Origin of the sequence: Salmonella sp. SAL00670 (assembly GCF_046552235.1) — a bacterium.
Lineage (GTDB): Bacteria > Pseudomonadota > Gammaproteobacteria > Enterobacterales > Enterobacteriaceae > Salmonella > Salmonella enterica.
In genome coordinates this window covers 658,022-683,667 of the sequence record NZ_JBGDUO010000002.1, presented here as the reverse complement: position 1 = coordinate 683,667, position 25,646 = coordinate 658,022, and the positions used below count along the sequence as shown (strand labels likewise).

Below are 25,646 nucleotides of genomic sequence, written 5' to 3'. Positions count from 1 at the left end.
TGAGTTTCTACACGACGCCTGCACGCAGGAGATCATGCATATGTAACACACCGAGTAACTGGTCGCCATCAGCAACCAGTACGGAGGTGATATGGCGGGACTGCATTAAATTCAGCGCATCGACAGCGAGAATACCGGGACGCACGCGAATGCCCCCTGGCGTCATCACCTCGGCGATCCCCAACTGGCGCATATCGCCGCCCATATCGAATACGCGACGTAAATCGCCGTCGGTGAAGATACCGTCGATCTTCATGGATTCATCGCAAATGACGGTCATACCGAGATTTTTACGCGTAATTTCTAACAGCGCATCACGCAGGGTGGCATGTTTATTAACATGCGGGATCTCATCGCCAGTATGCATAATATCGCTTACGCGCAGCAGTAGCTTACGTCCCAGCGCGCCGCCAGGATGCGACAGAGCGAAATCCTCGGCGGTAAAGCCGCGCGCTTTTAACAACGCCACAGCGAGCGCGTCGCCCATCACCAGCGTTGCGGTGGTACTACTGGTAGGCGCCAGTCCTAACGGACACGCTTCTTTGGGCACTTTAACACACAGATGCACATCTGCCGCACGCGCCATGCTGCTTTCCGGTCGCCCGGTAATGCAAATTAACGGCACGTGCAGACGTTTAAGTACCGGTATTAGCGCCGCGATCTCGCTGGATTCGCCGGAGTTGGAGATAGCGATAACCACATCCTGCGGCGTAACCATCCCCAAATCGCCGTGCGCGGCTTCGCCCGGATGTACAAAAAAGGAAGAGGTGCCGGTACTGGCGAACGTGGCGGCCATTTTCCGTCCGATATGACCGGATTTTCCCATCCCCATGACCACCACTTTTCCGGTGCAGTTGAACATTTTTTCACAGGCCAGCGTGAAATGCTGGTTGATATATTGATCAAGCTCCGCCAGGCCTTCACGTTCAATTTCCAGGACCTCTTTGCCTGCCTGCTGAAAGTCAAACCCCGGTTGCAACGCTAAATGCGACATAATCCGTTTCCAGTTATCCAACAAGAAGTGGCGATAGCCAATAGAGCATCGCCAGCCATACGATAAACCCGCCGGTCAGCAGTATACCTGCGCCCCGACCAATCTGACGCGGATGCCGCCAGCAAAGTAAAGCGAAAACCACGCTAACCAGCAACATCACGCTATAATCACGCCCAAACGCCAGCGGATTGATCTCCCCCGGCGCGATCAGCGCAGGCAGTCCCAGCACGATAGCGAGATTAAAAATATTGGCGCCAATGAGATTACCAACGGCAATATCATTTTCGCCTTTTCGCACGCCGGCAATCGCCGTCGCCAGCTCTGGCAGACTGGTGCCGACGGCGATGACTGTCAGACCGAGCGTTAATTCACTCATGGCGAAATAGTTCGCCAGCACCGTAGCGTTATCGATTACCATGCGCGTCGCCATCGGCATGATGACCAGCGCAATGCCCAGCCATAAGAACGCGACGGGGAGCCCGCCTTCGCGCGGCAGCTCCGCCAGTTGTTCGCGGGTGAGGCTGTCATTCCCCTGGCGTTCGGCCAGACGCGCGATTTTAACAATGAATAACAGCCATAGCACAGCCAGAAGCAGGAGAAAGATACCATCACTGCGGCTTAACTGTCCGTCATGCAGTACGGAACCGGCTACCACGCTAACAAATAACATTAACGGCAATTCGCGACGTAGAACATCGGAATGCACGGTAAATGGACGAACCAGCGCCGCCAGCCCTAAGATCAGCAAAATATTGGTGATGTTAGAACCGAGCGCCGCGCCGACGGCCAAATCGAGCTGACCGTGTAGCGATGCGGCGGCCGACACAATAATTTCCGGCAGCGAGGTGCCGATACTCACAACCGTCATCCCGATGATCAGCGGGGGAATACCGAATGTACGGCATAAAATAGAGGCCGCAAACACCAGACGATCGGCGCCGTAGGCCACCAGAAGCAAACCAATTATGAGTAGCGCCATCGCTAAAAGCATCTAAAGTCCTTTCTTCAGGTATACTCGCCGGTCCCCTGGAAGGGATATCTGGAAGCCGTAACGAAGTCCTAATTTTGACTTTATGCGGCTAAAAAGTAAAACGAATGCCAGCTTTCGCTAACCCTGTCAGTTAATATTCTGTAATTATGTCGAACCCATGGTTAAATTCAGCGCCATGGTTACCTCAACAAGGCAATACGAAGGATGAATCAATGGGTCAGTCTGCGGCCAATTTAGTCGATATGCGCGACGTCAGCTTTTCCCGTGGCGAACGCTGCATTTTCGATAATATTTCCCTGACGGTGCCGCGCGGGAAGATCACGGCGATCATGGGGCCGTCGGGCATCGGTAAAACCACGCTGTTGCGCCTGATTGGCGGACAGATCCCGCCGGATAAGGGCGAGATCTTATTTGATGGCGAGAATGTGCCGGCCATGTCCCGTTCGCGGCTCTACACCGTCCGCAAACGTATGAGTATGCTGTTTCAGTCGGGAGCGCTGTTTACCGACATGAACGTGTTTGACAATGTGGCCTATCCGCTACGGGAGCACACCAATTTACCCGCGCCGCTGCTAAAAAGCGTCGTGATGATGAAACTGGAAGCTGTCGGGCTGCGCGGCGCGGCAAAACTGATGCCTTCCGAGCTCTCCGGTGGGATGGCGCGCCGCGCCGCGTTGGCGCGCGCCATCGCTCTGGAACCGGATCTCATCATGTTCGATGAGCCGTTTGTCGGCCAGGACCCGATTACCATGGGCGTTCTGGTGAAGCTGATTTCAGAATTGAACAGCGCGCTGGGCGTGACCTGCGTGGTGGTCTCGCATGATGTGCCAGAGGTGCTCAGTATTGCTGATCACGCCTGGATCATGGCGGACAAAAAAATCGTCGCTCACGGTAGCGCTCAGGCGTTGCAGGAGAATACGGACCCGCGCGTGCGTCAGTTCCTTGACGGCATTGCCGACGGGCCGGTTCCGTTCCGCTATCCGGCGGGCGACTATCACCTTGATTTACTCGAAACAGGGAGTTAAGCCACTCATGCTGTTAAATGCGCTGGCAGCACTCGGACACAGCGGGATCAAAACCGTCAGGACGTTCGGGCGCGCCGGGTTAATGTTATTCAATGCGATTATCGGTAAGCCGGAGTTTCGCAAACATGCGCCGCTGCTGGTGCGCCAGCTTTATAATGTGGGCGTCTTGTCAATGCTTATCATTATTGTCTCCGGCGTATTCATCGGTATGGTGCTGGGGCTGCAAGGCTATCTGGTTCTGACCACTTACAGCGCGGAGACCAGTCTTGGCATGTTAGTGGCGCTTTCGCTGCTGCGCGAGCTGGGGCCGGTGGTCGCGGCGTTGCTGTTTGCCGGGCGGGCCGGGTCGGCGTTGACGGCGGAAATCGGCCTGATGCGGGCGACGGAGCAGCTCTCCAGTATGGAGATGATGGCGGTCGATCCATTGCGCCGGGTGATTTCGCCGCGCTTTTGGGCGGGCGTGATTTCATTGCCGCTACTGACCATTATCTTTGTGGCGGTCGGTATCTGGGGCGGCTCGCTGGTCGGCGTAAGCTGGAAGGGAATCGACGCCGGGTTCTTCTGGTCCGCGATGCAGAATGCCGTCGACTGGCGTATGGACCTGGTGAACTGTCTGATAAAGAGCGTGGTGTTCGCCATTACGGTAACATGGATTGCGTTATTCAACGGTTATGACGCAATACCGACTTCTGCCGGGATTAGCCGGGCAACGACGCGTACCGTGGTTCACGCATCGTTGGCCGTTCTGGGGCTGGATTTTGTGCTGACCGCACTGATGTTTGGGAATTGAGTTCATGCAAACGAAAAAAAATGAAATTTGGGTAGGCGTTTTTTTGCTGGTAGCGTTGCTGGCGGCGCTGTTTGTTTGCCTGAAGGCGGCAAATGTGACCTCTATGCGCACGGAGCCGACCTATAAGGTTTATGCGACCTTCGATAACATCGGCGGTCTGAAAGTGCGTTCCCCGGTACGCATCGGCGGGGTGGTTGTCGGGCGGGTTGAAGATATCTCGCTTGATCCGAAAACATACCTGCCGCGCGTAACGCTCGACATCGAAGAGCGTTATAACCATATTCCCGATACCAGCTCGTTGAGTATTCGAACTTCCGGACTGCTGGGGGAGCAATATCTGGCATTAAACGTCGGTTTTGAAGATCCTGAGCTGGGAACGTCTATCCTCAAAGATGGGAGTACGATTCAGGACACCAAGTCTGCAATGGTGCTGGAAGATATGATTGGCCAGTTCCTTTATAACAGCAAAGGCGACGACAATAAGAATTCTGGCGATGCGCCAGCCGCAACGGAAGGTCATACTGAAGCCACAACGCCCGCGGGCGAAACGAAATAATCTCAGGAGAATTGAGGCATGTTTAAACGACTGATGATGGTGGCCCTGCTGGTCATTGCGCCATTAAGCGCAGCAACGGCAGCGGATCAGAGCAATCCTTATAAACTGATGAACGAGGCGGCGCAGAAAACTTTTGATCGCCTGAAAAACGAACAGCCGAAAATTCGTGCCAATCCGGATTACCTGCGAGACGTTGTTGATCAGGAACTTCTGCCGTACGTGCAGGTAAAATATGCCGGCGCGCTGGTGTTGGGCCGCTACTACAAAGAGGCGACCCCGGCGCAGCGTGAAGCCTATTTTGCAGCGTTTCGCGAATACCTGAAACAGGCATACGGTCAGGCGCTGGCGATGTACCACGGTCAGACTTACCAGATAGCGCCTGAGCAACCGCTGGGCGATGCGACCATTGTGCCTATCCGTGTAACGATTATCGATCCCAACGGTCGTCCGCCGGTACGCCTGGATTTCCAGTGGCGAAAAAACACCCAGACCGGCAACTGGCAGGCGTATGACATGATTGCGGAAGGCGTCAGCATGATCACCACCAAGCAAAATGAGTGGAGCGACCTGCTGCGTACTAAAGGCATCGACGGCCTGACCGCACAACTGAAATCTATCTCTCAACAGAAAATTACTTTGGACGAGAAACAGTAATGACGCCGCAACTCACCTGGACGCGTGAGGCGGACACTCTGGTGCTGGCGGGAGAGCTGGATCAGGACGTGTTGGCGCCGCTATGGGACGCGCGCGTAGAAGCGATGAATGGCGTTACCCGTATCGACCTGAGCCAGATCTCCAGGGTAGATACGGGGGGACTGGCGCTGCTGGCGCACCTTGTGAACCAGGCAAAAAAGCAGGGCAATGCCGTGTCGCTGTCTGGCGTTAACGACAAGGTTTACGCGCTGGCGCAATTATATAACTTGCCCGAAGACGTACTTCCCCGTATGTAATGAATGCCGGATGGTTTATCCGGCCTACACTTCGCATGATCCCCGTAGGCCGGATAAGTTGCGTTAGCAGCACCATCCGGCACTTTTACCGCGCTGATTTATCAGCGTAATCTTTTGCTTATTTAAGACGGCGCGACTTTGCTCTAAGATGTTGGGCTGTTTTCACTATTTGACGAATAAAGAACCCATGGAAAATCATGAAATTCAGAGTGTGCTGATGAATGCCCTCTCCCTCCAGGAAGTCCACGTCTCCGGCGATGGCAGTCACTTTCAGGTTATTGCCGTGGGCGAGATGTTTGACGGCATGAGCCGGGTCAAGAAACAGCAAACGGTCTATGGGCCGCTAATGGAGTACATTGCGGACAACCGTATCCATGCCGTATCGATCAAAGCATATACCCCGGCGGAATGGGCGCGCGATCGTAAACTTAACGGATTTTAAGCTACGGGTAACCTGCCGGTAGCGGAGATGAATGCTTAACTGAGAATACAATAATGGATAAATTTCGTGTACAGGGGCCAACGACGCTCCAGGGCGAAGTCACAATTTCCGGCGCCAAAAACGCCGCGCTGCCGATCCTGTTCGCCGCTCTGCTGGCAGAAGAACCGGTAGAGATCCAAAACGTTCCAAAACTGAAAGACGTGGATACGTCGATGAAGCTCCTGAGCCAATTAGGCGCGAAAGTGGAACGCAATGGATCGGTACACATTGACGCCAGCCAGGTGAACGTGTTCTGCGCGCCTTATGATCTGGTTAAGACCATGCGCGCCTCGATATGGGCGCTGGGGCCGCTGGTTGCCCGTTTTGGTCAGGGACAAGTCTCTCTGCCGGGGGGCTGTACTATCGGCGCGCGTCCGGTTGATCTGCATATTACCGGTCTGGAACAACTGGGTGCGACCATCAAGCTGGAAGAGGGCTACGTAAAGGCCTCCGTAGAAGGGCGTCTTAAAGGGGCGCATATCGTGATGGATAAGGTCAGCGTCGGCGCGACCGTCACCATTATGTGCGCCGCTACGCTGGCGGAAGGGACGACCATCATTGAAAACGCCGCGCGCGAGCCGGAAATTGTCGACACCGCTAACTTCCTGGTTACGCTGGGGGCGAAGATCGCCGGGCAGGGCACCGATCGTATTACGATCGAGGGTGTAGAGCGTCTGGGCGGCGGCGTTTATCGTGTGCTGCCGGATCGTATCGAAACGGGGACTTTCCTGGTGGCGGCAGCGATCTCTCGCGGCAAAATCCTCTGCCGTAACGCGCAACCGGACACTCTGGACGCGGTACTGGCGAAACTGCGCGATGCTGGCGCGGATATCGAAGTGGGCGAGGACTGGATTAGTCTGGACATGCACGGCAAACGACCGAAGGCGGTCAATGTCCGTACCGCGCCGCACCCGGCATTCCCGACCGATATGCAGGCGCAGTTCACGTTGCTGAACCTGGTGGCGGAAGGGACGGGCTTTATCACTGAAACCGTCTTTGAAAACCGCTTTATGCACGTGCCTGAACTCAGCCGCATGGGCGCGCGTGCGGAAATTGAAAGCAATACCGTCATATGCCATGGCGTAGAAACGCTCTCTGGCGCCCAGGTCATGGCGACAGATCTGCGGGCATCTGCGAGCCTGGTGCTGGCGGGCTGTATTGCGGAAGGCACGACGATTGTGGATCGCATTTATCACATCGATCGCGGTTATGAGCGCATCGAAGACAAACTGCGCGCGCTAGGCGCGAATATTGAACGCGTGAAAGGCGAATAACCTTCTGTACGCTGAACAACCCCCGCGAACGCGATGCGGGGGTTGTTTTACAGGCACTTACTCTACATTCTGTTTGTTTTTATTACGCGCTCTCATAAGCCGCGTTCTGTCGATAAACTCATGCGTGCGCGGATCGTGATAACGCGATGGCCAAATAACCCAGGGTTCCGTTCCCAATGCTTTCGCGATAATCAACTCTCCTTTCGGCCATGGGCGCGTTAATGCATTGGCCAGCGTGGATGAACTCAATCCATTCCGACGTGACTCAGCGGCCATTGAAGTCCCTTTTTTACGTAGTCCGGCAATGATATCGGCCGGATGCCAGTCAATAAGCTTGCTTTCCATACATCCATCACTCCTTAGATTAATCACTTACGGTTTTAACAACCCGACGACGTTCGATACTATAACGCTTCGTGAAGGAATGTTCTAAAAAGTTCATGTAAGTGGCGGCAATATTCAGAATATGCCAGGGGAAATCCTGGATGAGTATGTGAAAAACAGGCGATAGGGTATCTGGAGTTTATTAGAACTTAATGGGATATCCCGCGCAGTACGCGGGATAAGAGAACGGCATTAACGATCGCGCTGCACCGCGATGTGTGCGAGACCGATTAGCGCCTCACGCCATGGGGTATCCGGCAATATCTGCAACGCGGATATCGCTTTGTCGGCTTCTTCTTCCGCTCGCTGACGCGTCCATTCCAGCGAGCCGCAGGTGGTCATCGCTTCCAGAACCGGTTCCAGAAGATGACGGCCATTACCTTGTTCAATAGCGGTACGGATCATCGCTGACTGTTCTGGCGTACCGTGGCGCATGGCGTGAAGCAACGGTAAGGTAGGTTTGCCCTCATTGAGGTCATCACCCACATTTTTACCGAGATGCTCGCCGTCGGCACTGTAATCCAGCAGATCGTCAATGAGCTGGAAAGCCGTACCAAGGTAGCGACCATAGTCCTGCAACCCTTTCTCTTGCTCAGGCGTACAACCAGCGAGAATACCGGAGCACTGGGCGGCAGCTTCGAACAGACGGGCCGTTTTACTGTAAATCACCCGCATGTAATTTTCTTCGGTAATGTCCGGGTCATTCACGTTCATCAATTGCAGCACTTCGCCTTCTGCAATCACGTTGACCGCTTCCGACATCACTTCCAGCACTTTTAACGAGCCGAGGCTGGTCATCATCTGGAAGGCGCGGGTATAGATAAAGTCGCCGACCAACACGCTGGCGGCATTACCGAAAGCGGCATTTGCCGTCGCTTTGCCGCGACGCATATCGGATTCATCCACCACATCATCATGTAGCAGCGTCGCCGTGTGGATAAACTCGATCAGAGCGGCGATAGTCACGTGCGCGTTACCCTGATAACCCACCGCGCGCGCGGCAAGAACGGCAATCATCGGACGAATGCGTTTTCCGCCGCCGCTAATAATGTAATATCCTAGCTGATTAATCAGTTGAACGTCGGAATTAAGCTGTTCAAGGATTGTCGCATTGACACCCGCCATATCTTGCGCGGTTAACTCGTTGATTTTTTCTAAATTCATCGCAAAAGCCGGGCTTATCGCCCCGATTATCCCATGTCTGAATGAGGTAACGTAGGGTTTATGGTTAGAAATATACCCTGATTGTACTGAAAAAACGCCGCAGATAAACGTTACCGTATGCGTTGTGTTTTTTTTCTTCATGTATTGATGGTAGCACTTGTCAAAGCCGTGCAATTTGCGTAATATTCGCGCCCTATTGTGAATATTTATAGCGCGCTCTGAATCATTGAAAGGTGTGCGCGGAAGCGGAGTTTTTTATGTACGCGGTTTTCCAAAGTGGTGGTAAACAACACCGAGTAAGCGAAGGTCAGACCGTTCGCCTGGAAAAGCTGGACATCGCAACTGGCGAAACTATCGAGTTCGCTGAAGTTCTGATGATCGCAAACGGTGAAGAAGTCAAAATCGGCGTTCCTTTCGTTGATGGCGGCGTAATCAAAGCTGAAGTTGTTGCCCACGGTCGTGGCGAGAAAGTTAAAATCGTTAAGTTTCGTCGCCGTAAACACTACCGTAAGCAGCAGGGCCATCGTCAGTGGTTCACTGATGTGAAAATTACCGGCATCAGCGCTTAAGATTAGGGGAGCAGATTAAATGGCACATAAAAAGGCTGGCGGCTCGACTCGTAACGGTCGCGATTCTGAAGCTAAACGTCTGGGCGTAAAACGCTTTGGCGGTGAAGCAGTTCTGGCAGGCAGCATCATCGTTCGTCAACGTGGTACTAAATTCCACGCTGGCACCAACGTTGGTTGCGGTCGTGACCACACTCTGTTTGCTAAAGCAGACGGTAAAGTGAAATTCGAAGTTAAAGGCCCGAAAAACCGTAAATACATCAGCATCGTTGCTGAGTAAGTTTTTTGTGGTCCGGTAACGGATGAAAGCCCCGCACCTGTTGCGGGGCTTTTTACATTCGATGGCCGACTAAAATATACCCGTGTGGCTGTGCGAATGCCGTTAACGGGTCTTTGCAGGGAACACGGCATGAAGCAGCAGGCAGGCATTGGCATTCTTTTAGCGCTCACTACCGCGATGTGCTGGGGAGCGTTGCCAATAGCAATGAAGCAAGTGCTGGAGGTGATGGAGCCTTCAACCATTGTCTTCTACCGCTTCTTAATGGCCAGTATTGGCCTCGGGGCGATACTGGCAGTAAAAAGAAAGCTGCCGCCGCTGCGTATTTTTCGTAAGCCGCGTTGGTTGGTGTTATTGGCGATAGCGACCTGCGGACTGTTCGGTAATTTCATTTTGTTCAGTTCTTCCCTGCAATATTTAAGCCCAACCGCGTCGCAGGTTATCGGCCAGCTCTCGCCGGTTGGCATGATGGTCGCCAGCGTCTTTATTCTGAAAGAAAAGATGCGCGGTACGCAGGTGATTGGCGCGCTGATGTTATTGAGCGGGCTGGTGATGTTTTTTAACACCAGTCTGATCGAGATTTTTACCCGACTGACCGACTACACCTGGGGCGTTATTTTTGGCGTAGGCGCGGCGATGGTGTGGGTGAGCTATGGCGTGGCGCAAAAAGTATTATTGCGACGTCTGGCCTCGCAGCAGATCCTGTTTTTACTGTACACTTTATGTACGATAGCGCTCTTGCCGCTGGCAAAACCGATGGTGATAGCGCAACTGAGCGACTGGCAGCTCGCCTGTTTGATTTTCTGCGGGCTAAATACGCTGGTAGGATATGGCGCCCTGGCGGAAGCGATGGCGCGTTGGCAGGCGGCGCAGGTGAGCGCGATAATCACGCTTACACCGCTATTTACCCTGCTGTTTTCAGATCTTTTATCTATGGCCTGGCCCGATTTCTTCGCCAGACCGATGTTAAACCTTTTAGGTTATCTCGGTGCGTTTGTCGTGGTTGCGGGCGCGATGTATTCCGCCATTGGTCATCGTATTTGGGGCGGTTTACGCAAGCATGAAACGGTGGTTTCGCAACCCCGCTCAGGCGAATGATTTACGGAGAATAAAATGAAGTTTGTTGATGAAGCATCGATTCTGGTCGTTGCAGGCGATGGCGGTAATGGCTGTGTGAGCTTCCGCCGCGAAAAATATATCCCGAAAGGCGGCCCGGACGGCGGTGATGGCGGCGACGGCGGCGACGTCTGGATGGAAGCCGATGAAAACCTGAATACGCTGATCGATTACCGCTTTGAAAAATCGTTCCGCGCTGAACGTGGTCAGAATGGCGCGAGCCGCGACTGTACCGGTAAACGCGGTAAAGACGTGACCATCAAAGTGCCGGTCGGTACGCGCGTTATCGACCAGGGAACCGGTGAAACGATGGGCGACATGACCAAACACGGTCAGCGTCTGTTGGTCGCGAAGGGCGGCTGGCATGGGTTAGGCAATACCCGTTTTAAATCCTCGGTTAACCGTACGCCGCGCCAGAAAACCAATGGTACGCCGGGCGATAAGCGCGACCTGCTGCTGGAACTGATGCTGCTGGCGGATGTCGGGATGCTGGGGATGCCAAACGCCGGTAAATCAACGTTCATTCGCGCGGTATCGGCAGCAAAACCGAAAGTCGCGGACTATCCGTTTACCACGCTGGTGCCGAGCCTGGGCGTGGTACGTATGGACAGCGAAAAGAGTTTTGTGGTGGCCGACATTCCGGGGTTGATCGAAGGCGCGGCGGAAGGCGCGGGCCTGGGGATTCGCTTCCTGAAGCACCTCGAACGTTGCCGCGTACTGCTGCACCTCATTGATATCGATCCGATCGACGGTTCCGATCCGGTGGAAAACGCCCGTATCATTATTGGCGAACTGGAAAAATACAGCCAGGATCTGGCGGCTAAACCGCGCTGGTTAGTGTTCAACAAGATCGATCTGATGGATAAAACCGAAGCGGAAGAGAAAGCGAAAGCGATCGCCGAAGCGTTGGGCTGGGAAGGGAAATACTATCTGATTTCCGCCGCCAGCCAGCTAGGGGTGAAAGATCTCTGCTGGGATGTGATGACCTTTATCATCGAGAATCCGATCGCGCAGGCTGAAGAAGCAAAACAGCCGGAAAAAGTCGAGTTCATGTGGGACGATTATCATCGTCAGCAGTTGGCTGAAGTGGAAGAAGACGCAGACGATGACTGGGATGACGACTGGGATGAAGACGACGAAGAAGGCGTCGAGTTCATCTACAAACGTTAATCTCGTAGCCGGATGGCGCTTACGCTTATCCGGCCTATAAAAGCCAACGGGCCGCATTTGCGGCCCGTTTTATTATGTTCGTTGTAGGCCGGATAAGACGCGTTAGCGCCGCCATCCGGCAATAATGCACTCAGTTATTCTGATAAATATCCTTGTACAATCGACTCTCGAAGCGTACCAGCGGAATACGTCGATTACGCTGATCGGCAGGTGGAACCGCGTAGCCGGACAAATACTGTACAAATGCCATCCGTTGCCCGCTTGCGGTGGTAATAAAGCCCGCCAGATTATACACGCCCTGCAGTGACCCGGTTTTCGCTGAAACCTTACCGTCTACGCCCGCCTGATGCAGCCCGGCGCGGTATTGTAATGAACCATCATAGCCCGCCAGCGGCAGCATAGAGATAAAGTTCAGCTCGTTATCATGTTGGGCGATATATTGCAGCACCTGCATCATCGTGGCGGGAGCGATCAGATTATGGCGAGAAAGACCGGAACCGTCGGCAATAATGGTATTGCCGATATCAATTCCCGCCTGTTGGCGCAGAATCTGGCGAACGGCATCCGATCCCGCCCGCCAGGTGCCAGGCACGTTAAACCTGACATGACCAATCATCCGAAAAACAGTATCGGCGATCATGTTGTCTGACTTTTTCAGCATAATCTTAAGCAGATCGTGCAGTGGCGCCGACTGTTTACTGGCGACGATCGTTCCGGGCTCGTTAACCTGCGTCTGGCGCAGCAGCGTGCCGCGGTAAGTTATCCCGGCCTCTTTCAGTTCCTGCTTGAGGATCGCGCCCGCGTAGCTGGCGCCGTCCTGAATAGCAAAGGCCAGCGGCAGCGGGTCGGCGCGCTGTGGTAAACAGCCGGTAAGCGTATAACGGTTCAAATCGCCAGGCACAACATCCAGCTCGCAATACTGCGCGTCTGCCGAACCGCGCGGTAGAGTCCGTACCTGGCTGAACATCGTTACCGGATAATAAGAGGCCACGCGAATAAAGGCTAAATCGTTTGGTTTTTGCGCGCTATAAAGCGACACAGAAAAACAGTTGCGGTCAACAATGGCGGCGGCGGGAGGCGCGCTGAAACACTGCGTCAGGTCGTTCCACGGCCAGCCTGGCGCTTTATCGTGGCTGGCGAAAATCGACGTGTCGATAAGCACATTGCCGTCGATTTGCGTGACGCCTGACTTTTTCAGCGTCGCGACCATATTGCGAATATCCTGACGTCTTAGCGTTGGATCGCCACCGAAGCGCGCAATTACGTCACCTTTCAGGATGCCGTTATCGACGTTGCCTTTAGTCTCCAGCGTGGTCGTAAAACGGAAATCCGGGCCGAGTTGAATCAGCGCCGCCAGCGCGGTAATCACCTTTTGGGTACTGGCGGGAAGCGCCATCTGCTGACTATGATAATCAATAGCCGGCGCGGGCGCGCCAATCTTTTGCACCATCAGCGCGAGGTTGGCGCCGGCCGGAAGCTGTTTGATGTATTCGTCAATATTCGCGGCCTGAACGCTGAACGCTATACTGGTGGTCAATCCGATGATAAATCTGGAAAATCGCATAATCTCGCGCTAACACCCTGGAAACAAGCCGTCATACTACGGCGCAACGCCCTAAAAAGTAAACGATGACCCATAGGGAACTCCAGGGTAAAATGGTTATCAAAGAGGAAATTGTAGCTGACCTGGGACTGCGCGCCCGGGTTGGTGTTTTTTTGCTTCTGACCCTGGTATGGCATATGCCGGGGCTGGCTTAGCAGCCGGGGTAGAGTTCATTGCCCCCTACAGGAATGTTCAAGAGGTATAACAAATGCAAGCTATTCCGATGACCTTACGCGGAGCCGAAAAACTGCGCGAAGAGCTGGATTTTCTGAAATCTGTGCGCCGTCCTGAAATCATCGCCGCTATCGCCGAAGCGCGCGAACATGGCGATTTAAAAGAAAACGCGGAGTATCATGCTGCACGCGAACAGCAGGGTTTCTGCGAAGGGCGCATTAAAGATATCGAAGCAAAACTGTCGAATGCGCAGGTGATTGATGTCACTAAAATGCCGAACAATGGTCGCGTGATTTTCGGCGCTACCGTCACGGTGCTGAACCTGGACACCGACGAAGAGCAGACCTACCGCATTGTTGGCGATGATGAGGCGGATTTTAAGCAAAATCTCATTTCGGTAAACTCGCCAATCGCTCGCGGTCTGATCGGCAAAGAGCAGGATGACGTCGTGGTGATCAAAACGCCTGGCGGCGATGTGGAATACGAAGTGCTTAAAGTGGAATACCTTTAAGCAGTACTCAATACGCAAATTGTTGGTGTATTGTAAAGAAAGGAAAAAGGCCGCATAGCGGCCTTTTATCAACGGAGAGAGCGTGGCATTTTGCTCTCCTGCTCGTGGAAAACCCCTCGTTTTACACAGATTTTGTGTTCGACTTTAGGATATCCTTAACGCGGCAGCGAGATTTTACGCTCTTTAGTTGGGCGATACAGCACCAGCGTTTTACCGATGACCTGTACGTTACAGGCGCCGGTTTCGCGCACGATAGCGTCCACGATCAAGGTTTTTGTTTCGCGATCTTCCGAGGCGATTTTCACCTTGATAAGTTCATGGTGCTCTAACGCTTGTTCAATCTCGGCCAGTACCCCTTCGGTCAAACCATTATTGCCAAGCATAACAACAGGCTTGAGCGGATGTGCCAGACCTTTTAGGTGCTGTTTTTGTTTAGTACTCAGATTCATCGTATATTTTTGCTTACGTTGGGATTGAAAACGGGTCATTCTACCGCCATCTCCCTTATATCGCCAAATAGGCGTGTAGAAATTTACGCCATTGGCTACGATGAACTGCCCCGACGGGAAAGTTAAATGACAGGTAAAAAGCGTTCTGCCAGCTCAAGCCGCTGGCTTCAGGAACACTTTAGCGATAAATATGTTCAACAGGCGCAGAAAAAGGGGCTACGCTCCCGTGCCTGGTTTAAACTTGATGAAATACAGCAAAGTGACAAACTTTTTAAGCCGGGAATGACGGTAGTCGATCTCGGCGCTGCGCCAGGAGGCTGGTCACAGTATGTGGTCACGCAGATTGGCGGCAAAGGCCGCATCATCGCTTGTGATCTTTTACCTATGGATCCTATCGTTGGTGTGGACTTTCTTCAGGGCGATTTTCGTGATGAACTTGTCATGAAAGCGTTACTGGAACGCGTGGGTGACAGTAAAGTACAAGTTGTCATGTCGGATATGGCACCAAACATGAGCGGAACACCGGCGGTGGATATCCCCCGCGCCATGTATCTGGTGGAGCTGGCGTTAGAGATGTGCCGCGATGTGCTGGCGCCAGGCGGAAGTTTTGTAGTGAAGGTGTTCCAGGGCGAAGGTTTCGATGAGTATCTAAGGGAAATTCGCTCCCTGTTTACGAAGGTTAAAGTTCGTAAGCCGGACTCTTCGCGTGCGCGTTCGCGTGAAGTGTACATTGTAGCGACCGGGCGAAAGTGATAACCGGCAGATTTCAGACGTAAGGTTTGAAAGAAACTGGATATAGAGTATCCTGACGCTGTTTTTAACACAGTTGTAATAAGAGGTTAATCCCTTGAGTGACATGGCGAAAAACCTAATACTCTGGCTGGTCATTGCCGTTGTGCTGATGTCAGTATTCCAGAGCTTTGGGCCCAGCGAGTCTAATGGCCGTAAGGTGGATTACTCTACCTTCCTGCAAGAGGTCAATCAGGACCAGGTTCGCGAAGCGCGTATCAACGGACGTGAGATCAACGTTACCAAGAAAGATAGTAACCGTTACACGACTTACATTCCGATTAATGATCCGAAGCTGCTTGATAACCTGCTGACTAAAAACGTCAAGGTTGTTGGCGAACCACCTGAAGAGCCAAGCCTGCTGGCTTCTATCTTCATTTCCTGGTTCCCGATGCTGTTGCTGATCGGCGTCTGGATCTTCTTCATGCGTCAGATGCAGGGCGGCGGTGGCAAAGGCGCCATGTCGTTCGGTAAGAGCAAGGCGCGTATGCTGACGGAAGATCAGATCAAAACCACGTTTGCTGACGTCGCAGGTTGTGACGAAGCGAAAGAAGAAGTGGCGGAACTGGTCGAATACCTGCGTGAACCGAGCCGTTTCCAGAAGCTGGGCGGTAAAATTCCGAAAGGCGTCCTGATGGTCGGCCCGCCGGGTACCGGTAAAACCCTGCTGGCAAAAGCCATTGCGGGTGAAGCGAAGGTGCCATTCTTTACGATTTCCGGTTCTGACTTTGTGGAAATGTTCGTCGGTGTCGGCGCGTCTCGTGTGCGTGACATGTTCGAACAGGCCAAGAAAGCGGCGCCGTGCATTATCTTCATCGATGAAATCGACGCCGTAGGTCGCCAGCGTGGCGCAGGTCTGGGCGGTGGTCACGATGAACGTGAGCAGACGTTGAACCAGATGCTGGTTGAGATGGACGGCTTCGAAGGTAACGAAGGTATCATCGTTATCGCCGCAACTAACCGTCCGGACGTCCTTGACCCGGCGCTGCTGCGTCCAGGCCGTTTTGACCGTCAGGTGGTGGTAGGCCTGCCAGATGTTCGCGGTCGTGAGCAGATTCTGAAGGTGCATATGCGTCGCGTACCGTTAGCGACGGATATTGATGCGGCGATCATTGCACGCGGCACGCCGGGCTTCTCCGGTGCGGACCTGGCGAACCTGGTCAACGAAGCGGCGCTGTTTGCCGCACGCGGCAACAAACGCGTAGTGTCGATGGTTGAGTTCGAGAAAGCGAAAGACAAAATCATGATGGGCGCCGAACGTCGCTCCATGGTGATGACGGAAGCGCAGAAAGAGTCGACCGCGTACCACGAAGCGGGCCACGCGATTATCGGTCGCCTGGTGCCGGAACACGATCCGGTGCACAAAGTGACGATTATCCCGCGTGGTCGTGCGCTGGGCGTGACCTTCTTCCTGCCTGAAGGCGACGCGATCAGCGCCAGCCGTCAGAAGCTGGAAAGCCAAATCAGCACGCTGTACGGCGGCCGTCTGGCGGAAGAGATTATCTACGGCGTTGAGCATGTTTCCACCGGCGCGTCGAACGACATTAAAGTCGCGACTAACCTGGCGCGTAACATGGTCACCCAGTGGGGCTTCTCGGAGAAACTCGGTCCGTTGCTGTATGCGGAAGAAGAGGGCGAAGTGTTCCTCGGCCGTAGCGTCGCAAAAGCGAAACATATGTCTGATGAAACTGCGCGTATCATCGACCAGGAAGTGAAAGCGCTGATTGAACGTAACTACAATCGCGCTCGTCAGATCCTGACTGACAATATGGATATTCTGCACGCGATGAAAGATGCGCTGATGAAATATGAAACCATCGATGCGCCGCAGATTGATGACCTGATGGCGCGTCGTGAAGTGCGTCCGCCTGCGGGCTGGGAAGATCCAAACGGCACCAATAACTCTGACAGCAATGGTACGCCTCAGGCGCCGCGTCCGGTTGATGAACCACGCACGCCGAACCCGGGCAACACGATGTCAGAGCAGCTGGGCGACAAATAAGCGTTTGTTGTACAACATTATGTTTAGCGCTCACCGAAACCCTGGGGCTTGCCCCGGGGTTTTTCTTTTTTAACTCACCATAAATAAAACAGGGATTTTGACCATGAAACTCTTCGCTCAGGGCGCCACGCTCGATCTCACTCATCCGCATGTTATGGGTATCCTGAACGTAACGCCGGATTCGTTCTCCGACGGCGGTGCGCATAACACGCTGATTGAGGCGGTGAAACATGCGAATTTAATGGTGAATGCCGGGGCGACAATTATTGATGTGGGGGGGGAATCAACGCGACCAGGCGCGGCAGAAGTGAGCGTGGAAGAAGAGCTGGATCGCGTTATTCCGGTACTGGAAGCAATCGCGCAACGTTTTGAAGTGTGGATTTCTGTGGATACCTCTAAACCCGAGGTGATCCGTGAAGCGGCAAGGGCGGGCGCGCATATTATCAATGATGTCCGTTCGCTCTCCGAGCCCGGCGCGTTGGAAGCGGCAGCGGAAACCGGCTTGCCGGTCAGTCTTATGCACATGCAGGGCAACCCCAAAACCATGCAGGAGGCGCCGAAATATGACGATGTCTTTGCCGAGGTGAATCGCTACTTTATTGAGCAAATAGCACGTTGTGAGAAGGCCGGCATCGCAAAAGAGAAATTGTTGCTCGACCCAGGATTCGGTTTCGGTAAAAATCTCTCTCACAATTATACCTTACTGGCGCGACTGGGTGAGTTTCATCATTTTAACCTGCCGCTGCTGGTGGGCATGTCACGTAAAACGATGGTTGGTCAGTTACTTAACGTGGGACCATCAGACCGTCTGAACGGCAGCCTTGCGTGCGCGGTAATTGCCGCGATGCAGGGCGCGCAGATCATTCGCGTCCATGACGTCAAAGAAACCGTAGAGGCGATGCGGGTGGTGGAAGCCACTCTGTCTGCAAAGGGAAACAAACGCTATGAGTAATCGTAAATATTTCGGTACCGATGGGATTCGCGGACGTGTAGGCAATGCCCCCATTACACCTGATTTCGTGCTTAAACTGGGTTGGGCTGCCGGAAAAGTGCTGGCGCGTCATGGCTCGCGTAAAATCATTATCGGTAAAGATACGCGTATTTCCGGCTATATGCTGGAGTCCGCGCTGGAGGCGGGCCTTGCCGCTGCGGGACTGTCGGCCTCGTTTACCGGACCTATGCCAACGCCAGCCGTCGCCTATCTGACGCGGACTTTCCGCGCGGAGGCGGGTATCGTTATCTCGGCTTCGCATAACCCGTTCTATGATAACGGCATTAAATTCTTCTCTATCGACGGTACGAAACTGCCTGACGATGTGGAAGAAGCCATCGAAGCCGAAATGGAAAAAGAGATCACCTGCGTAGACTCCGCCGAGCTGGGGAAAGCGAGCCGCATCGTCGATGCCGCCGGACGCTATATTGAGTTCTGTAAAGGCACCTTCCCGAACGAACTGAGCCTCAATGGCCTGAAAGTGGTTGTGGATTGCGCCAACGGCGCTACCTACCATATCGCGCCGAATGTGCTGCGCGAGCTGGGCGCGACCGTTATCGCTATTGGCTGTGAGCCAAACGGCGTCAACATTAACGAAGAAGTGGGCGCGACCGACGTGCGCGCGTTGCAGGCGCGCGTGTTGGCGGAGAAGGCGGACCTCGGCATCGCGCTTGACGGCGACGGCGACCGGGTCATCATGGTTGACCATGAAGGCAATAAAGTCGATGGCGATCAGATTATGTATATCATCGCGCGCGAAGGGCTGCGCCAGGGGCAACTGCGCGGCGGCGCGGTGGGAACGCTGATGAGCAATATGGGGCTGGAGCTGGCGCTCAAGCAGCTTGGCATTCCGTTTGCCCGGGCGAAAGTGGGCGACCGCTACGTGCTGGAAAAATTGCAGGAAAAAGGCTGGCGCATCGGCGCGGAAAACTCTGGTCACGTTATTCTGTTGGATAAAACGACCACTGGCGACGGTATTGTAGCGGGGCTACAAGTTCTGGCGGCAATGGTGCGTAATCATATGAGTCTGCACGATCTGTGCAGCGGTATGAAAATGTTCCCGCAGATTCTGGTTAACGTGCGTTACACCGCCGGTAGCGGCGATCCGCTGGAAAATGAAGCGGTGAAAGCGGTAACGGCGGACGTAGAAGCCACACTCGGCAATCGTGGGCGGGTACTGCTACGTAAATCCGGTACCGAACCGCTGATTCGCGTGATGGTGGAAGGCGAGGATGAAGCGCAGGTTACGGCATTCGCCCATCGTATCGCGGATGCGGTAAAAGCCGTTTAAGCGTTTAAGTGACTAAAAAGGCGGCGGTTGCCGCCTTACGGCCCGCAAAAAACAACGCTTTTGCTGTTTTTTTCCGCAGTTGATACAATGCGCTTAAATTGCCCTTGCGAAGGTCATTCGCTTTGGTTAGTATTCACACCCGCTTCAGTGGGAAACAGTAAAAATCCCGCTTTATTGGTAGAAGCATTGGTACGCGGCAACTCCGCAAGGAACAGGTTGATTATGTACGAAGCTCTTTTAGTTGTTTTCCTTATTGTGGCAATTGGCCTTGTAGGTCTGATCATGCTGCAGCAAGGTAAAGGCGCTGATATGGGAGCCTCCTTCGGAGCAGGCGCTTCCGCTACGCTATTTGGTTCAAGTGGTTCTGGTAACTTCATGACCCGAATGACGGCGGTATTGGCGACGCTGTTCTTCATCATCAGTCTGGTGTTGGGTAATATCAATAGCAACAAAACCAATAAAGGAAGCGAGTGGGAGAATCTGAGCGCGCCGGCGAAGACCGAGCAGACTCAACCTGCTGCACCGGCCCAGCCGACCAGCGATATCCCGCGCTAATAGCAGTATCCGTGCCGAGGTGGTGGAATTGGTAGACACGCTACCTTGAGGTGGTAGTGCCCAATAGGGCTTACGGGTTCAAGTCCCGTCCTCGGTACCAATATTCCGAAAGAAAGACGCTGAAAAGCGTCTTTTTTTTCGTCTGTTGAAACTGCTCTCAGAGAGGAGGTTGAAGCACGCTTACACGCGTCCCTGGCATGGCCCCGTCAATACGTTGAGATAGCCCTACATACATACTCATGTATGTCCTCTCTGGTGATCTCCCTGCGTCAGGTTCACTCCACCGATTACGAGATCATCTTCGTTCATTGAAGCCAGTAGTTGCTCAGCTATAATCTGAAATGCTTGTATCTGTTATCCCCCTCCATATCTTTTGCTCAAGTAGTTTTATCTAATCTTCCTTTGCACTGAGCCGAATATCTAAGGAAGAGATTAATGAGTTTATTTTTCGATCGTGCTGGATTGATTGCTGAATTGCGCAAATCCAATTTGAGCTCTGCTATTCAGGAGAAAGTCGTGCAACAGGCACGTGCTGCTATTGCATTTAAACGTTGTCTGCGGGATATGGAAACAGTAAAGGTGGGGGCATCGCGGTTGGGCGGTCTACCCGACTGGCCATTAGGACAAAGCTGGCCTATACGAAAAAAATCGGTTAATGCCACATCTCGCGTACTAAAGCTGAAAGCTGAAAAAACGCGAAATGCCAGGTTTGTTCATGAAATGAAAATGAGTTATGAGCTGCTCAATGAAGGGCGTAAGCTGCTTGGGCAGCCAGCGGAAGATTTTGACGAGGAAAAGTATCGGTTAGTGCAGCAGCGGTTATTAACCGAAATTGACATCCGCATAGAGAATCAGTTGGTTGATTTTCCGCTTGCTTTCGTTGCCCAACTAAACTTGAGTGACCTGGCGTTACTCCCGGGGTTTGATCCACTGCTTCCCAGGCGGGGGTTATTGAGCTTCTTTGTCGATGTTACCTGGGAAGATCGGCAGCCCTTTGTTTTCTGGCACGATGTTGAGGTAGATACATTAAGCACGCTAGCTGTGCCAGATGACTTGCTGGCTTTTTACAATAAGATTGAATTTCGTGAACCATGGCAATTGTGTACACAGGTTGAGTGCCTGGAACCTCTTTCCGTTATCAGTGTTTCGTCAGTCTGCGAGGGGTTAAGCGTTACGCAGCAGAAAGCGTATGAATCATGGTATGACGCGTTAAGTGATTACGAACAGGACAACCCGTATCGAGTTGATGCCTGCTATTCCGGCGATCTTCTGGGAGGGTGGACAATTCCTCTCCAACGTAGTGTGGAAGATGAACTGAATCAAAATGATACAAGGTGGCGACAGCTTTTTAGCTGGGATGAAGAAATTCATTCTACAACAGCATTATTGGCTGTCGCTGGGCCGGATTTTGGCGGGGGCATTGACTATATAATGATGACTGAAAAAGACATGGCTGCACAATGCTTTGACAGGGTGCGAAATGTTGTCCAGTTAGATTAACCGGCAAATCAGCCATTTGCATCAACCTGGGGTGATATTCACAAAAAAGGCCGCTTTCGCGGCCTGTTGCATCAACGACGCGGGCTTATTTGCCTTTGTTTTCCAGATTCTCAACCTGCGGCAGACCGGTCGCGGAAGAGGCGGTTAACAGACCGGCTTTCGCGTAGCCGAACAGTTTCTCGCGGGTATCGGTAATGTCCAGATTACGCATCGTCAGCTGACCGATACGATCGTCCGGTGAGAACACGGACTCGCCTTTCTCCATGGTCAAACGTTCTGGCTTATAGGTCAGATTGTCGGACACGGTGTTCAGGATGGAGTAATCGTTGCCGCGACGCAACTCGAGTGTGACCTCACCGGTAATCTGGCTGGCGACCCAACGTTGCAGGCCGTCACGCAGCATCAGCGCCTGCGAGTCGAACCAGCGGCCCTGATACAGCAGTTTGCCCAACTGACGACCATGAGAGTGATATTGCTCAATGGTGTCTTCGTTGTGAATACCGGTCAACAGACGCTCGTAAGCGATGTGCAGCAGTGCCATTCCGGGGGCTTCATAAATACCGCGGCTTTTTGCTTCAATGATGCGGTTTTCAATTTGGTCGCTCATACCCAGGCCGTGACGGCCGCCGATGCGGTTCGCTTCCAGCATCATCTCAACATCATCGCTGAAGGTTTTACCGTTCAGGGCAACAGGGTGGCCCTGCTCGAAGCGGACGGTCACCTCTTCTGCCGGGATCTTCACGCTCTCGTCCCAGAACTTCACGCCCATAATCGGGTTGACGATCTTGACGCTGGAGTTAAGAAACTCCAGATCTTTCGCTTCATGCGTGGCGCCGAGCATGTTGGAGTCGGTGGAGTAGGCTTTTTCGACTGACATCTTATAGTCGAAACCGCAGGCAATCATAAATTCAGACATCTCATGGCGACCACCCAGCTCATCGATAAAGTCGGTATCCAGCCACGGTTTGTAAATCTGTAATTCAGCATTCGTCAGCAGGCCGTAACGATAGAAACGTTCAATATCGTTGCCTTTATAGGTACTGCCGTCGCCCCAGATATTCACGCCGTCTTCTTTCATCGCGGCGACCAGCATCGTGCCGGTCACGGCACGGCCCAGCGGCGTGGTATTGAAATAGGTCAGTCCGCCAGTCGTATTATGGAAAGCGCCGCACTGAATCGCTGCGATCCCTTCTGCAACCAACTGCTTGCGGCAATCAATCAGGCGAGCATTCTCTGCGCCATACTCCATTGCGCGACGAGGAATGGCGTCATAGTCATCCTCATCCGGTTGTCCCAGATTCGCAGTATAGGCATATGGGACAGCTCCTTTTTGTCGCATCCACAGCAGCGCGGCGCTGGTGTCCAGACCGCCGGAAAAAGCGATACCAATACGTTGACCTGCTGGAAGATGCTTAAGAATCGTCGTCATAGAATAGAACCCTGCTTGATTGACTGATAATGAGATCGGTTTCTGCTTTAGTGCATTTTTATGCAAAATAAATGAGTTTTCATTTAATCATCTTTTAGCAGAGACAGGAAGCGTTTAGTGAAGGTTTGCTGAAATAACGTTGTGAAATGCGTGTATAAGCCGGAGAGATGGGATGAGTATAACGAAGAGTGATATTCATTCATCTGCATATTGGGAATAGGGTTGACATAACTCATGCCAGGTCACTATACTGTGCGCAGATTTTACGTCCCGTCCTCGGTACCAAATCCCAGCAGTATTTGCAAATTTTGCCCAAAACGAGTAGAATTTGCCACGTTTCAGGCGCGGGGTGGAGCAGCCTGGTAGCTCGTCGGGCTCATAACCCGAAGGTCGTCGGTTCAAATCCGGCCCCCGCAACCACTTTCCCTTAGAGTTCTTTTTCAAATATACTGTGAAGATTATGTCCTTCGTAGCTGGATTTGAAAAAAATTCTTTCGGAAGGTACACCAGACCGCCGTTGCGGTTATAGGGTTCAGTTATCTAAAGCCCCGATTTATCGGGGTTTTTTGTTATCTGACTACAGAATAACTGGGCTTTAGGCCCTTTTTTTATGTCTTGGGGGTGGGCTTGTCCACATTAGAGCAAAAATTAACAGAGATGATTACAGCGCCAGTTGAAGCCTTAGGCTACGAGCTGGTCGGCATCGAATTTATTCGCGGTCGCACATCCACACTGCGCATCTATATTGATAGTGAAGATGGCATCAATGTTGATGATTGTGCTGATGTGAGCCACCAGGTAAGCGCGGTGCTGGACGTTGAAGATCCTATCTCCGTGGCTTACAACCTTGAAGTCTCGTCACCGGGTCTCGACCGTCCTATGTTCACTGCCGATCATTATGCGCGTTTCCAGGGTGAAGAAGTCGCGCTGGTTCTTCGCATGGCGGTACAGAACCGTCGCAAGTGGCAGGGCATTATCAAAGCGGTGGACGGTGAAATGATTACCGTCACAGTCGAAGGCAAAGATGAAGTGTTCGCGCTGAGTAATATCCAGAAGGCGAACCTGGTTCCCCACTTTTAACAGTCTGGATGAGGTGAAAAGCCCGCGATGAACAAAGAAATTTTGGCTGTTGTTGAAGCCGTCTCCAACGAAAAAGCGCTGCCACGCGAAAAAATTTTTGAAGCGCTGGAAAGTGCGCTGGCGACAGCAACAAAGAAAAAATATGAGCAGGAGATCGATGTTCGTGTAGAAATCGATCGTAAAAGCGGTGATTTTGATACTTTCCGCCGTTGGTTGATCGTTGAAGAAGTGACCATGCCGACGAAGGAAATTACGCTGGAAGCGGCGCGTTTTGAAGACGAAAGCCTGAATGTCGGCGACTATGTTGAAGATCAGATTGAATCTGTCACCTTTGACCGTATCACCACGCAGACTGCGAAACAGGTTATCGTACAGAAGGTCCGTGAAGCTGAACGCGCGATGGTTGTCGATCAGTTCCGCGACCAGGAAGGCGAAATCGTCACTGGCGTGGTGAAGAAAGTGAACCGCGACAATATCTCTCTGGAAATTAAATCCGAAGGGATGGCCGGTAACGCTGAAGCGGTGATTCTGCGTGAAGATATGCTGCCGCGCGAAAACTTCCGTCCTGGCGACCGCATCCGCGGTGTTCTGTACGCTGTACGTCCAGAAGCGCGTGGCGCGCAGCTGTTCGTCACCCGTTCCAAGCCGGAAATGCTGATCGAACTGTTCCGCATCGAAGTGCCGGAAATCGGCGAAGAAGTGATTGAAATTAAAGCGGCGGCTCGCGATCCGGGTTCTCGTGCGAAAATCGCAGTGAAAACCAACGATAAACGTATCGATCCGGTCGGCGCTTGCGTGGGGATGCGCGGCGCGCGCGTTCAGGCGGTCTCTACCGAACTGGGCGGTGAGCGTATCGATATCGTGCTGTGGGATGATAACCCGGCGCAGTTCGTCATTAATGCGATGGCGCCGGCAGATGTCGCGTCTATCGTGGTGGACGAAGATAAACATACCATGGATATCGCCGTTGAAGCCGGTAATCTGGCGCAGGCGATCGGACGTAATGGTCAGAACGTCCGCCTGGCTTCGCAATTGAGCGGCTGGGAACTCAACGTAATGACCGTTGATGACTTGCAGGCTAAACATCAGGCTGAAGCACATGCCGCTATCGAGATCTTTACTAAATATCTTGATATTGATGAAGAGTTCGCGACCGTTCTGGTAGAAGAAGGTTTCTCCACGCTCGAGGAACTGGCCTATGTGCCAATGAAAGAACTGCTGGAAATTGACGGCCTTGATGAGCCGACCGTTGAAGCACTGCGCGAGCGTGCTAAAAACGCACTGGCCACTCTGGCGCAGGACCAGGAAGCAAGCCTCGGTGATAACAAACCGGCTGACGATCTGCTGAATCTGGAAGGATTAGATCGCGATATGGCTTTCAAACTGGCGGCTCGTGGTGTTTGTACGCTGGAAGATCTCGCCGACCAGGGCATTGATGATCTGGCTGATATCGAAGGGTTGACCGACGAAAAAGCCGGTGAGCTGATTATGGCTGCCCGTAATATTTGCTGGTTCGGCGACGAAGCGTAATAAA

General features: G+C 53.0%; 27 protein-coding genes and 2 tRNA genes. 22 read left to right on the top strand and 7 right to left on the bottom strand.

What is annotated here, in order from left to right:
- Positions 1 to 7: 7 nt before the first annotated feature.
- Together kdsD and ACLJRS_RS10800 are read right to left on the bottom strand one after the other, a co-directional pair.
- Positions 8 to 994 carry an arabinose-5-phosphate isomerase KdsD gene (kdsD, locus tag ACLJRS_RS10805; protein ID WP_000018617.1) on the bottom strand — a complete coding sequence of 329 codons (987 nt, stop codon included), beginning with the start codon at positions 992 to 994 and terminating at the stop codon, positions 8 to 10.
- A 13-nt stretch (positions 995 to 1,007) separates the two neighbouring features.
- Positions 1,008 to 1,985: a calcium/sodium antiporter gene (locus ACLJRS_RS10800; protein ID WP_000922736.1), complete on the bottom strand. Its 978-nt coding sequence runs from the start codon at positions 1,983 to 1,985 to the stop codon at positions 1,008 to 1,010.
- Positions 1,986 to 2,197: 212 nt separating this feature from the next.
- Here ACLJRS_RS10800 and mlaF point away from each other — a divergent pair, with 212 nt between their 5' ends.
- From mlaF to murA, 7 genes are all read left to right on the top strand, one after another.
- Entirely contained in the window at positions 2,198 to 3,010 is an 813-nt protein-coding gene (gene mlaF, locus ACLJRS_RS10795; RefSeq protein WP_000531566.1) for a phospholipid ABC transporter ATP-binding protein MlaF, read from the top strand.
- A gap of 7 nt (positions 3,011 to 3,017) precedes the next feature.
- Entirely contained in the window at positions 3,018 to 3,800 is a 783-nt protein-coding gene (gene mlaE / locus ACLJRS_RS10790) for a lipid asymmetry maintenance ABC transporter permease subunit MlaE (RefSeq protein ID WP_000925786.1), read from the top strand.
- A 4-nt stretch (positions 3,801 to 3,804) separates the two neighbouring features.
- Complete coding sequence (gene mlaD / locus ACLJRS_RS10785; protein WP_001193591.1) at positions 3,805 to 4,356, top strand: outer membrane lipid asymmetry maintenance protein MlaD; 552 nt, start codon at positions 3,805 to 3,807, stop codon at positions 4,354 to 4,356.
- Between the two features lie 18 nt (positions 4,357 to 4,374).
- Entirely contained in the window at positions 4,375 to 5,010 is a 636-nt protein-coding gene (gene mlaC / locus ACLJRS_RS10780) for a phospholipid-binding protein MlaC (protein WP_000476475.1), read from the top strand.
- A complete protein-coding gene (mlaB, locus tag ACLJRS_RS10775; RefSeq protein WP_000188843.1) occupies positions 5,010 to 5,306 on the top strand; it encodes a lipid asymmetry maintenance protein MlaB in 297 nt (98 codons plus the stop codon). Before mlaC ends, mlaB begins: the two co-directional genes overlap by 1 nt.
- A 187-nt stretch (positions 5,307 to 5,493) precedes the next feature.
- Positions 5,494 to 5,748: a BolA family iron metabolism protein IbaG gene (gene ibaG, locus ACLJRS_RS10770; RefSeq protein WP_001518349.1), complete on the top strand. Its 255-nt coding sequence runs from the start codon at positions 5,494 to 5,496 to the stop codon at positions 5,746 to 5,748.
- 53 nt (positions 5,749 to 5,801) lie between these two features.
- Positions 5,802 to 7,061: a UDP-N-acetylglucosamine 1-carboxyvinyltransferase gene (gene murA, locus ACLJRS_RS10765; RefSeq protein ID WP_000357288.1), complete on the top strand. Its 1,260-nt coding sequence runs from the start codon at positions 5,802 to 5,804 to the stop codon at positions 7,059 to 7,061.
- Between the two features lie 57 nt (positions 7,062 to 7,118).
- On the opposite strand, the gene sfsB is transcribed toward murA, so the two are convergent.
- Together sfsB and ispB are read right to left on the bottom strand one after the other, a co-directional pair.
- Positions 7,119 to 7,406 carry a DNA-binding transcriptional regulator SfsB gene (gene sfsB, locus ACLJRS_RS10760; protein WP_000444168.1) on the bottom strand — a complete coding sequence of 96 codons (288 nt, stop codon included), beginning with the start codon at positions 7,404 to 7,406 and terminating at the stop codon, positions 7,119 to 7,121.
- Between the two features lie 231 nt (positions 7,407 to 7,637).
- The gene (gene ispB / locus ACLJRS_RS10755) at positions 7,638 to 8,609 is read right to left on the bottom strand and encodes an octaprenyl diphosphate synthase (RefSeq protein WP_001047354.1); all 972 of its coding nucleotides are present in this window, start codon (positions 8,607 to 8,609) and stop codon (positions 7,638 to 7,640) included.
- Positions 8,610 to 8,866: 257 nt separating this feature from the next.
- Between ispB and rplU the strand changes: the two genes are divergently transcribed.
- From rplU to cgtA, 4 genes are all read left to right on the top strand, one after another.
- Positions 8,867 to 9,178, top strand: a complete 312-nt coding sequence (gene rplU, locus ACLJRS_RS10750) for a 50S ribosomal protein L21 (protein WP_000271396.1) — start codon at positions 8,867 to 8,869, stop codon at positions 9,176 to 9,178.
- 19 nt (positions 9,179 to 9,197) lie between these two features.
- A complete protein-coding gene (gene rpmA / locus ACLJRS_RS10745; protein WP_000940593.1) occupies positions 9,198 to 9,455 on the top strand; it encodes a 50S ribosomal protein L27 in 258 nt (85 codons plus the stop codon).
- 129 nt (positions 9,456 to 9,584) lie between these two features.
- On the top strand, positions 9,585 to 10,550 hold the full coding sequence (locus ACLJRS_RS10740) for a DMT family transporter (RefSeq protein ID WP_000813052.1): 966 nt from the start codon (positions 9,585 to 9,587) through the stop codon (positions 10,548 to 10,550).
- 15 nt (positions 10,551 to 10,565) lie between these two features.
- Entirely contained in the window at positions 10,566 to 11,738 is a 1,173-nt protein-coding gene (gene cgtA / locus ACLJRS_RS10735) for an Obg family GTPase CgtA (RefSeq protein WP_000673556.1), read from the top strand.
- A gap of 130 nt (positions 11,739 to 11,868) precedes the next feature.
- On the opposite strand, the gene dacB is transcribed toward cgtA, so the two are convergent.
- Positions 11,869 to 13,302, bottom strand: coding sequence for a serine-type D-Ala-D-Ala carboxypeptidase (dacB, locus tag ACLJRS_RS10730; RefSeq protein WP_001212686.1), 1,434 nt, complete (start codon positions 13,300 to 13,302; stop codon positions 11,869 to 11,871).
- A gap of 247 nt (positions 13,303 to 13,549) precedes the next feature.
- Between dacB and greA the strand changes: the two genes are divergently transcribed.
- Entirely contained in the window at positions 13,550 to 14,026 is a 477-nt protein-coding gene (gene greA, locus ACLJRS_RS10725) for a transcription elongation factor GreA (protein WP_001148008.1), read from the top strand.
- Between the two features lie 155 nt (positions 14,027 to 14,181).
- On the opposite strand, the gene yhbY is transcribed toward greA, so the two are convergent.
- On the bottom strand, positions 14,182 to 14,475 hold the full coding sequence (yhbY, locus tag ACLJRS_RS10720) for a ribosome assembly RNA-binding protein YhbY (protein WP_001592995.1): 294 nt from the start codon (positions 14,473 to 14,475) through the stop codon (positions 14,182 to 14,184).
- Positions 14,476 to 14,601: 126 nt separating this feature from the next.
- Here yhbY and rlmE point away from each other — a divergent pair, with 126 nt between their 5' ends.
- From rlmE to ACLJRS_RS10685, 7 genes are all read left to right on the top strand, one after another.
- Complete coding sequence (gene rlmE, locus ACLJRS_RS10715; protein WP_000145974.1) at positions 14,602 to 15,228, top strand: 23S rRNA (uridine(2552)-2'-O)-methyltransferase RlmE; 627 nt, start codon at positions 14,602 to 14,604, stop codon at positions 15,226 to 15,228.
- Between the two features lie 103 nt (positions 15,229 to 15,331).
- Positions 15,332 to 17,266 (top strand): ATP-dependent zinc metalloprotease FtsH, encoded by a 1,935-nt coding sequence (ftsH, locus tag ACLJRS_RS10710; RefSeq protein ID WP_001107481.1) that lies wholly within the window; start codon positions 15,332 to 15,334, stop codon positions 17,264 to 17,266.
- Positions 17,267 to 17,369: 103 nt separating this feature from the next.
- Positions 17,370 to 18,218 (top strand): dihydropteroate synthase, encoded by an 849-nt coding sequence (folP, locus tag ACLJRS_RS10705; RefSeq protein WP_000764711.1) that lies wholly within the window; start codon positions 17,370 to 17,372, stop codon positions 18,216 to 18,218.
- Positions 18,211 to 19,548 (top strand): phosphoglucosamine mutase, encoded by a 1,338-nt coding sequence (gene glmM / locus ACLJRS_RS10700; RefSeq protein ID WP_000071169.1) that lies wholly within the window; start codon positions 18,211 to 18,213, stop codon positions 19,546 to 19,548. Before folP ends, glmM begins: the two co-directional genes overlap by 8 nt.
- A gap of 222 nt (positions 19,549 to 19,770) precedes the next feature.
- Positions 19,771 to 20,103, top strand: a complete 333-nt coding sequence (gene secG, locus ACLJRS_RS10695) for a preprotein translocase subunit SecG (protein WP_000272680.1) — start codon at positions 19,771 to 19,773, stop codon at positions 20,101 to 20,103.
- 13 nt (positions 20,104 to 20,116) lie between these two features.
- Positions 20,117 to 20,203, top strand: a tRNA-Leu gene (locus ACLJRS_RS10690).
- A 335-nt stretch (positions 20,204 to 20,538) separates the two neighbouring features.
- Positions 20,539 to 21,603, top strand: coding sequence for a DUF1963 domain-containing protein (locus tag ACLJRS_RS10685; protein ID WP_000051499.1), 1,065 nt, complete (start codon positions 20,539 to 20,541; stop codon positions 21,601 to 21,603).
- A gap of 85 nt (positions 21,604 to 21,688) precedes the next feature.
- Here the strand turns inward: ACLJRS_RS10685 and argG are convergent, their stop codons facing one another.
- The gene (gene argG / locus ACLJRS_RS10680) at positions 21,689 to 23,032 is read right to left on the bottom strand and encodes an argininosuccinate synthase (RefSeq protein WP_000207649.1); all 1,344 of its coding nucleotides are present in this window, start codon (positions 23,030 to 23,032) and stop codon (positions 21,689 to 21,691) included.
- A gap of 343 nt (positions 23,033 to 23,375) precedes the next feature.
- Between argG and ACLJRS_RS10675 the strand changes: the two genes are divergently transcribed.
- The 3 genes from ACLJRS_RS10675 to nusA all read left to right on the top strand — a co-directional run bounded on the left by ACLJRS_RS10675 (position 23,376) and on the right by nusA (position 25,642).
- Positions 23,376 to 23,452: transfer RNA gene (locus ACLJRS_RS10675), tRNA-Met, on the top strand.
- A 207-nt stretch (positions 23,453 to 23,659) separates the two neighbouring features.
- Entirely contained in the window at positions 23,660 to 24,112 is a 453-nt protein-coding gene (gene rimP, locus ACLJRS_RS10670) for a ribosome maturation factor RimP (protein WP_000105461.1), read from the top strand.
- 27 nt (positions 24,113 to 24,139) lie between these two features.
- The gene (gene nusA / locus ACLJRS_RS10665) at positions 24,140 to 25,642 is read left to right on the top strand and encodes a transcription termination factor NusA (RefSeq protein ID WP_001031038.1); all 1,503 of its coding nucleotides are present in this window, start codon (positions 24,140 to 24,142) and stop codon (positions 25,640 to 25,642) included.
- Positions 25,643 to 25,646 lie beyond the last annotated feature (4 nt).

Bases quoted from the DNA above. Each gene is read 5' to 3' on its own strand.
- kdsD (WP_000018617.1), bottom strand. From the start codon at position 994: ATGTCGCATTTAGCGTTGCAACCGGGGTTTGACTTTCAGCAGGCAGGC.
- ACLJRS_RS10800 (WP_000922736.1), bottom strand. From the start codon at position 1,985: ATGCTTTTAGCGATGGCGCTACTCATAATTGGTTTGCTTCTGGTGGCC.
- mlaF (WP_000531566.1), top strand. From the start codon at position 2,198: ATGGGTCAGTCTGCGGCCAATTTAGTCGATATGCGCGACGTCAGCTTT.
- mlaE (WP_000925786.1), top strand. From the start codon at position 3,018: ATGCTGTTAAATGCGCTGGCAGCACTCGGACACAGCGGGATCAAAACC.
- mlaD (WP_001193591.1), top strand. From the start codon at position 3,805: ATGCAAACGAAAAAAAATGAAATTTGGGTAGGCGTTTTTTTGCTGGTA.
- mlaC (WP_000476475.1), top strand. From the start codon at position 4,375: ATGTTTAAACGACTGATGATGGTGGCCCTGCTGGTCATTGCGCCATTA.
- mlaB (WP_000188843.1), top strand. From the start codon at position 5,010: ATGACGCCGCAACTCACCTGGACGCGTGAGGCGGACACTCTGGTGCTG.
- ibaG (WP_001518349.1), top strand. From the start codon at position 5,494: ATGGAAAATCATGAAATTCAGAGTGTGCTGATGAATGCCCTCTCCCTC.
- murA (WP_000357288.1), top strand. From the start codon at position 5,802: ATGGATAAATTTCGTGTACAGGGGCCAACGACGCTCCAGGGCGAAGTC.
- sfsB (WP_000444168.1), bottom strand. From the start codon at position 7,406: ATGGAAAGCAAGCTTATTGACTGGCATCCGGCCGATATCATTGCCGGA.
- ispB (WP_001047354.1), bottom strand. From the start codon at position 8,609: ATGAATTTAGAAAAAATCAACGAGTTAACCGCGCAAGATATGGCGGGT.
- rplU (WP_000271396.1), top strand. From the start codon at position 8,867: ATGTACGCGGTTTTCCAAAGTGGTGGTAAACAACACCGAGTAAGCGAA.
- rpmA (WP_000940593.1), top strand. From the start codon at position 9,198: ATGGCACATAAAAAGGCTGGCGGCTCGACTCGTAACGGTCGCGATTCT.
- ACLJRS_RS10740 (WP_000813052.1), top strand. From the start codon at position 9,585: ATGAAGCAGCAGGCAGGCATTGGCATTCTTTTAGCGCTCACTACCGCG.
- cgtA (WP_000673556.1), top strand. From the start codon at position 10,566: ATGAAGTTTGTTGATGAAGCATCGATTCTGGTCGTTGCAGGCGATGGC.
- dacB (WP_001212686.1), bottom strand. From the start codon at position 13,302: ATGCGATTTTCCAGATTTATCATCGGATTGACCACCAGTATAGCGTTC.
- greA (WP_001148008.1), top strand. From the start codon at position 13,550: ATGCAAGCTATTCCGATGACCTTACGCGGAGCCGAAAAACTGCGCGAA.
- yhbY (WP_001592995.1), bottom strand. From the start codon at position 14,475: ATGAATCTGAGTACTAAACAAAAACAGCACCTAAAAGGTCTGGCACAT.
- rlmE (WP_000145974.1), top strand. From the start codon at position 14,602: ATGACAGGTAAAAAGCGTTCTGCCAGCTCAAGCCGCTGGCTTCAGGAA.
- ftsH (WP_001107481.1), top strand. From the start codon at position 15,332: ATGGCGAAAAACCTAATACTCTGGCTGGTCATTGCCGTTGTGCTGATG.
- folP (WP_000764711.1), top strand. From the start codon at position 17,370: ATGAAACTCTTCGCTCAGGGCGCCACGCTCGATCTCACTCATCCGCAT.
- glmM (WP_000071169.1), top strand. From the start codon at position 18,211: ATGAGTAATCGTAAATATTTCGGTACCGATGGGATTCGCGGACGTGTA.
- secG (WP_000272680.1), top strand. From the start codon at position 19,771: ATGTACGAAGCTCTTTTAGTTGTTTTCCTTATTGTGGCAATTGGCCTT.
- ACLJRS_RS10685 (WP_000051499.1), top strand. From the start codon at position 20,539: ATGAGTTTATTTTTCGATCGTGCTGGATTGATTGCTGAATTGCGCAAA.
- argG (WP_000207649.1), bottom strand. From the start codon at position 23,032: ATGACGACGATTCTTAAGCATCTTCCAGCAGGTCAACGTATTGGTATC.
- nusA (WP_001031038.1), top strand. From the start codon at position 24,140: ATGAACAAAGAAATTTTGGCTGTTGTTGAAGCCGTCTCCAACGAAAAA.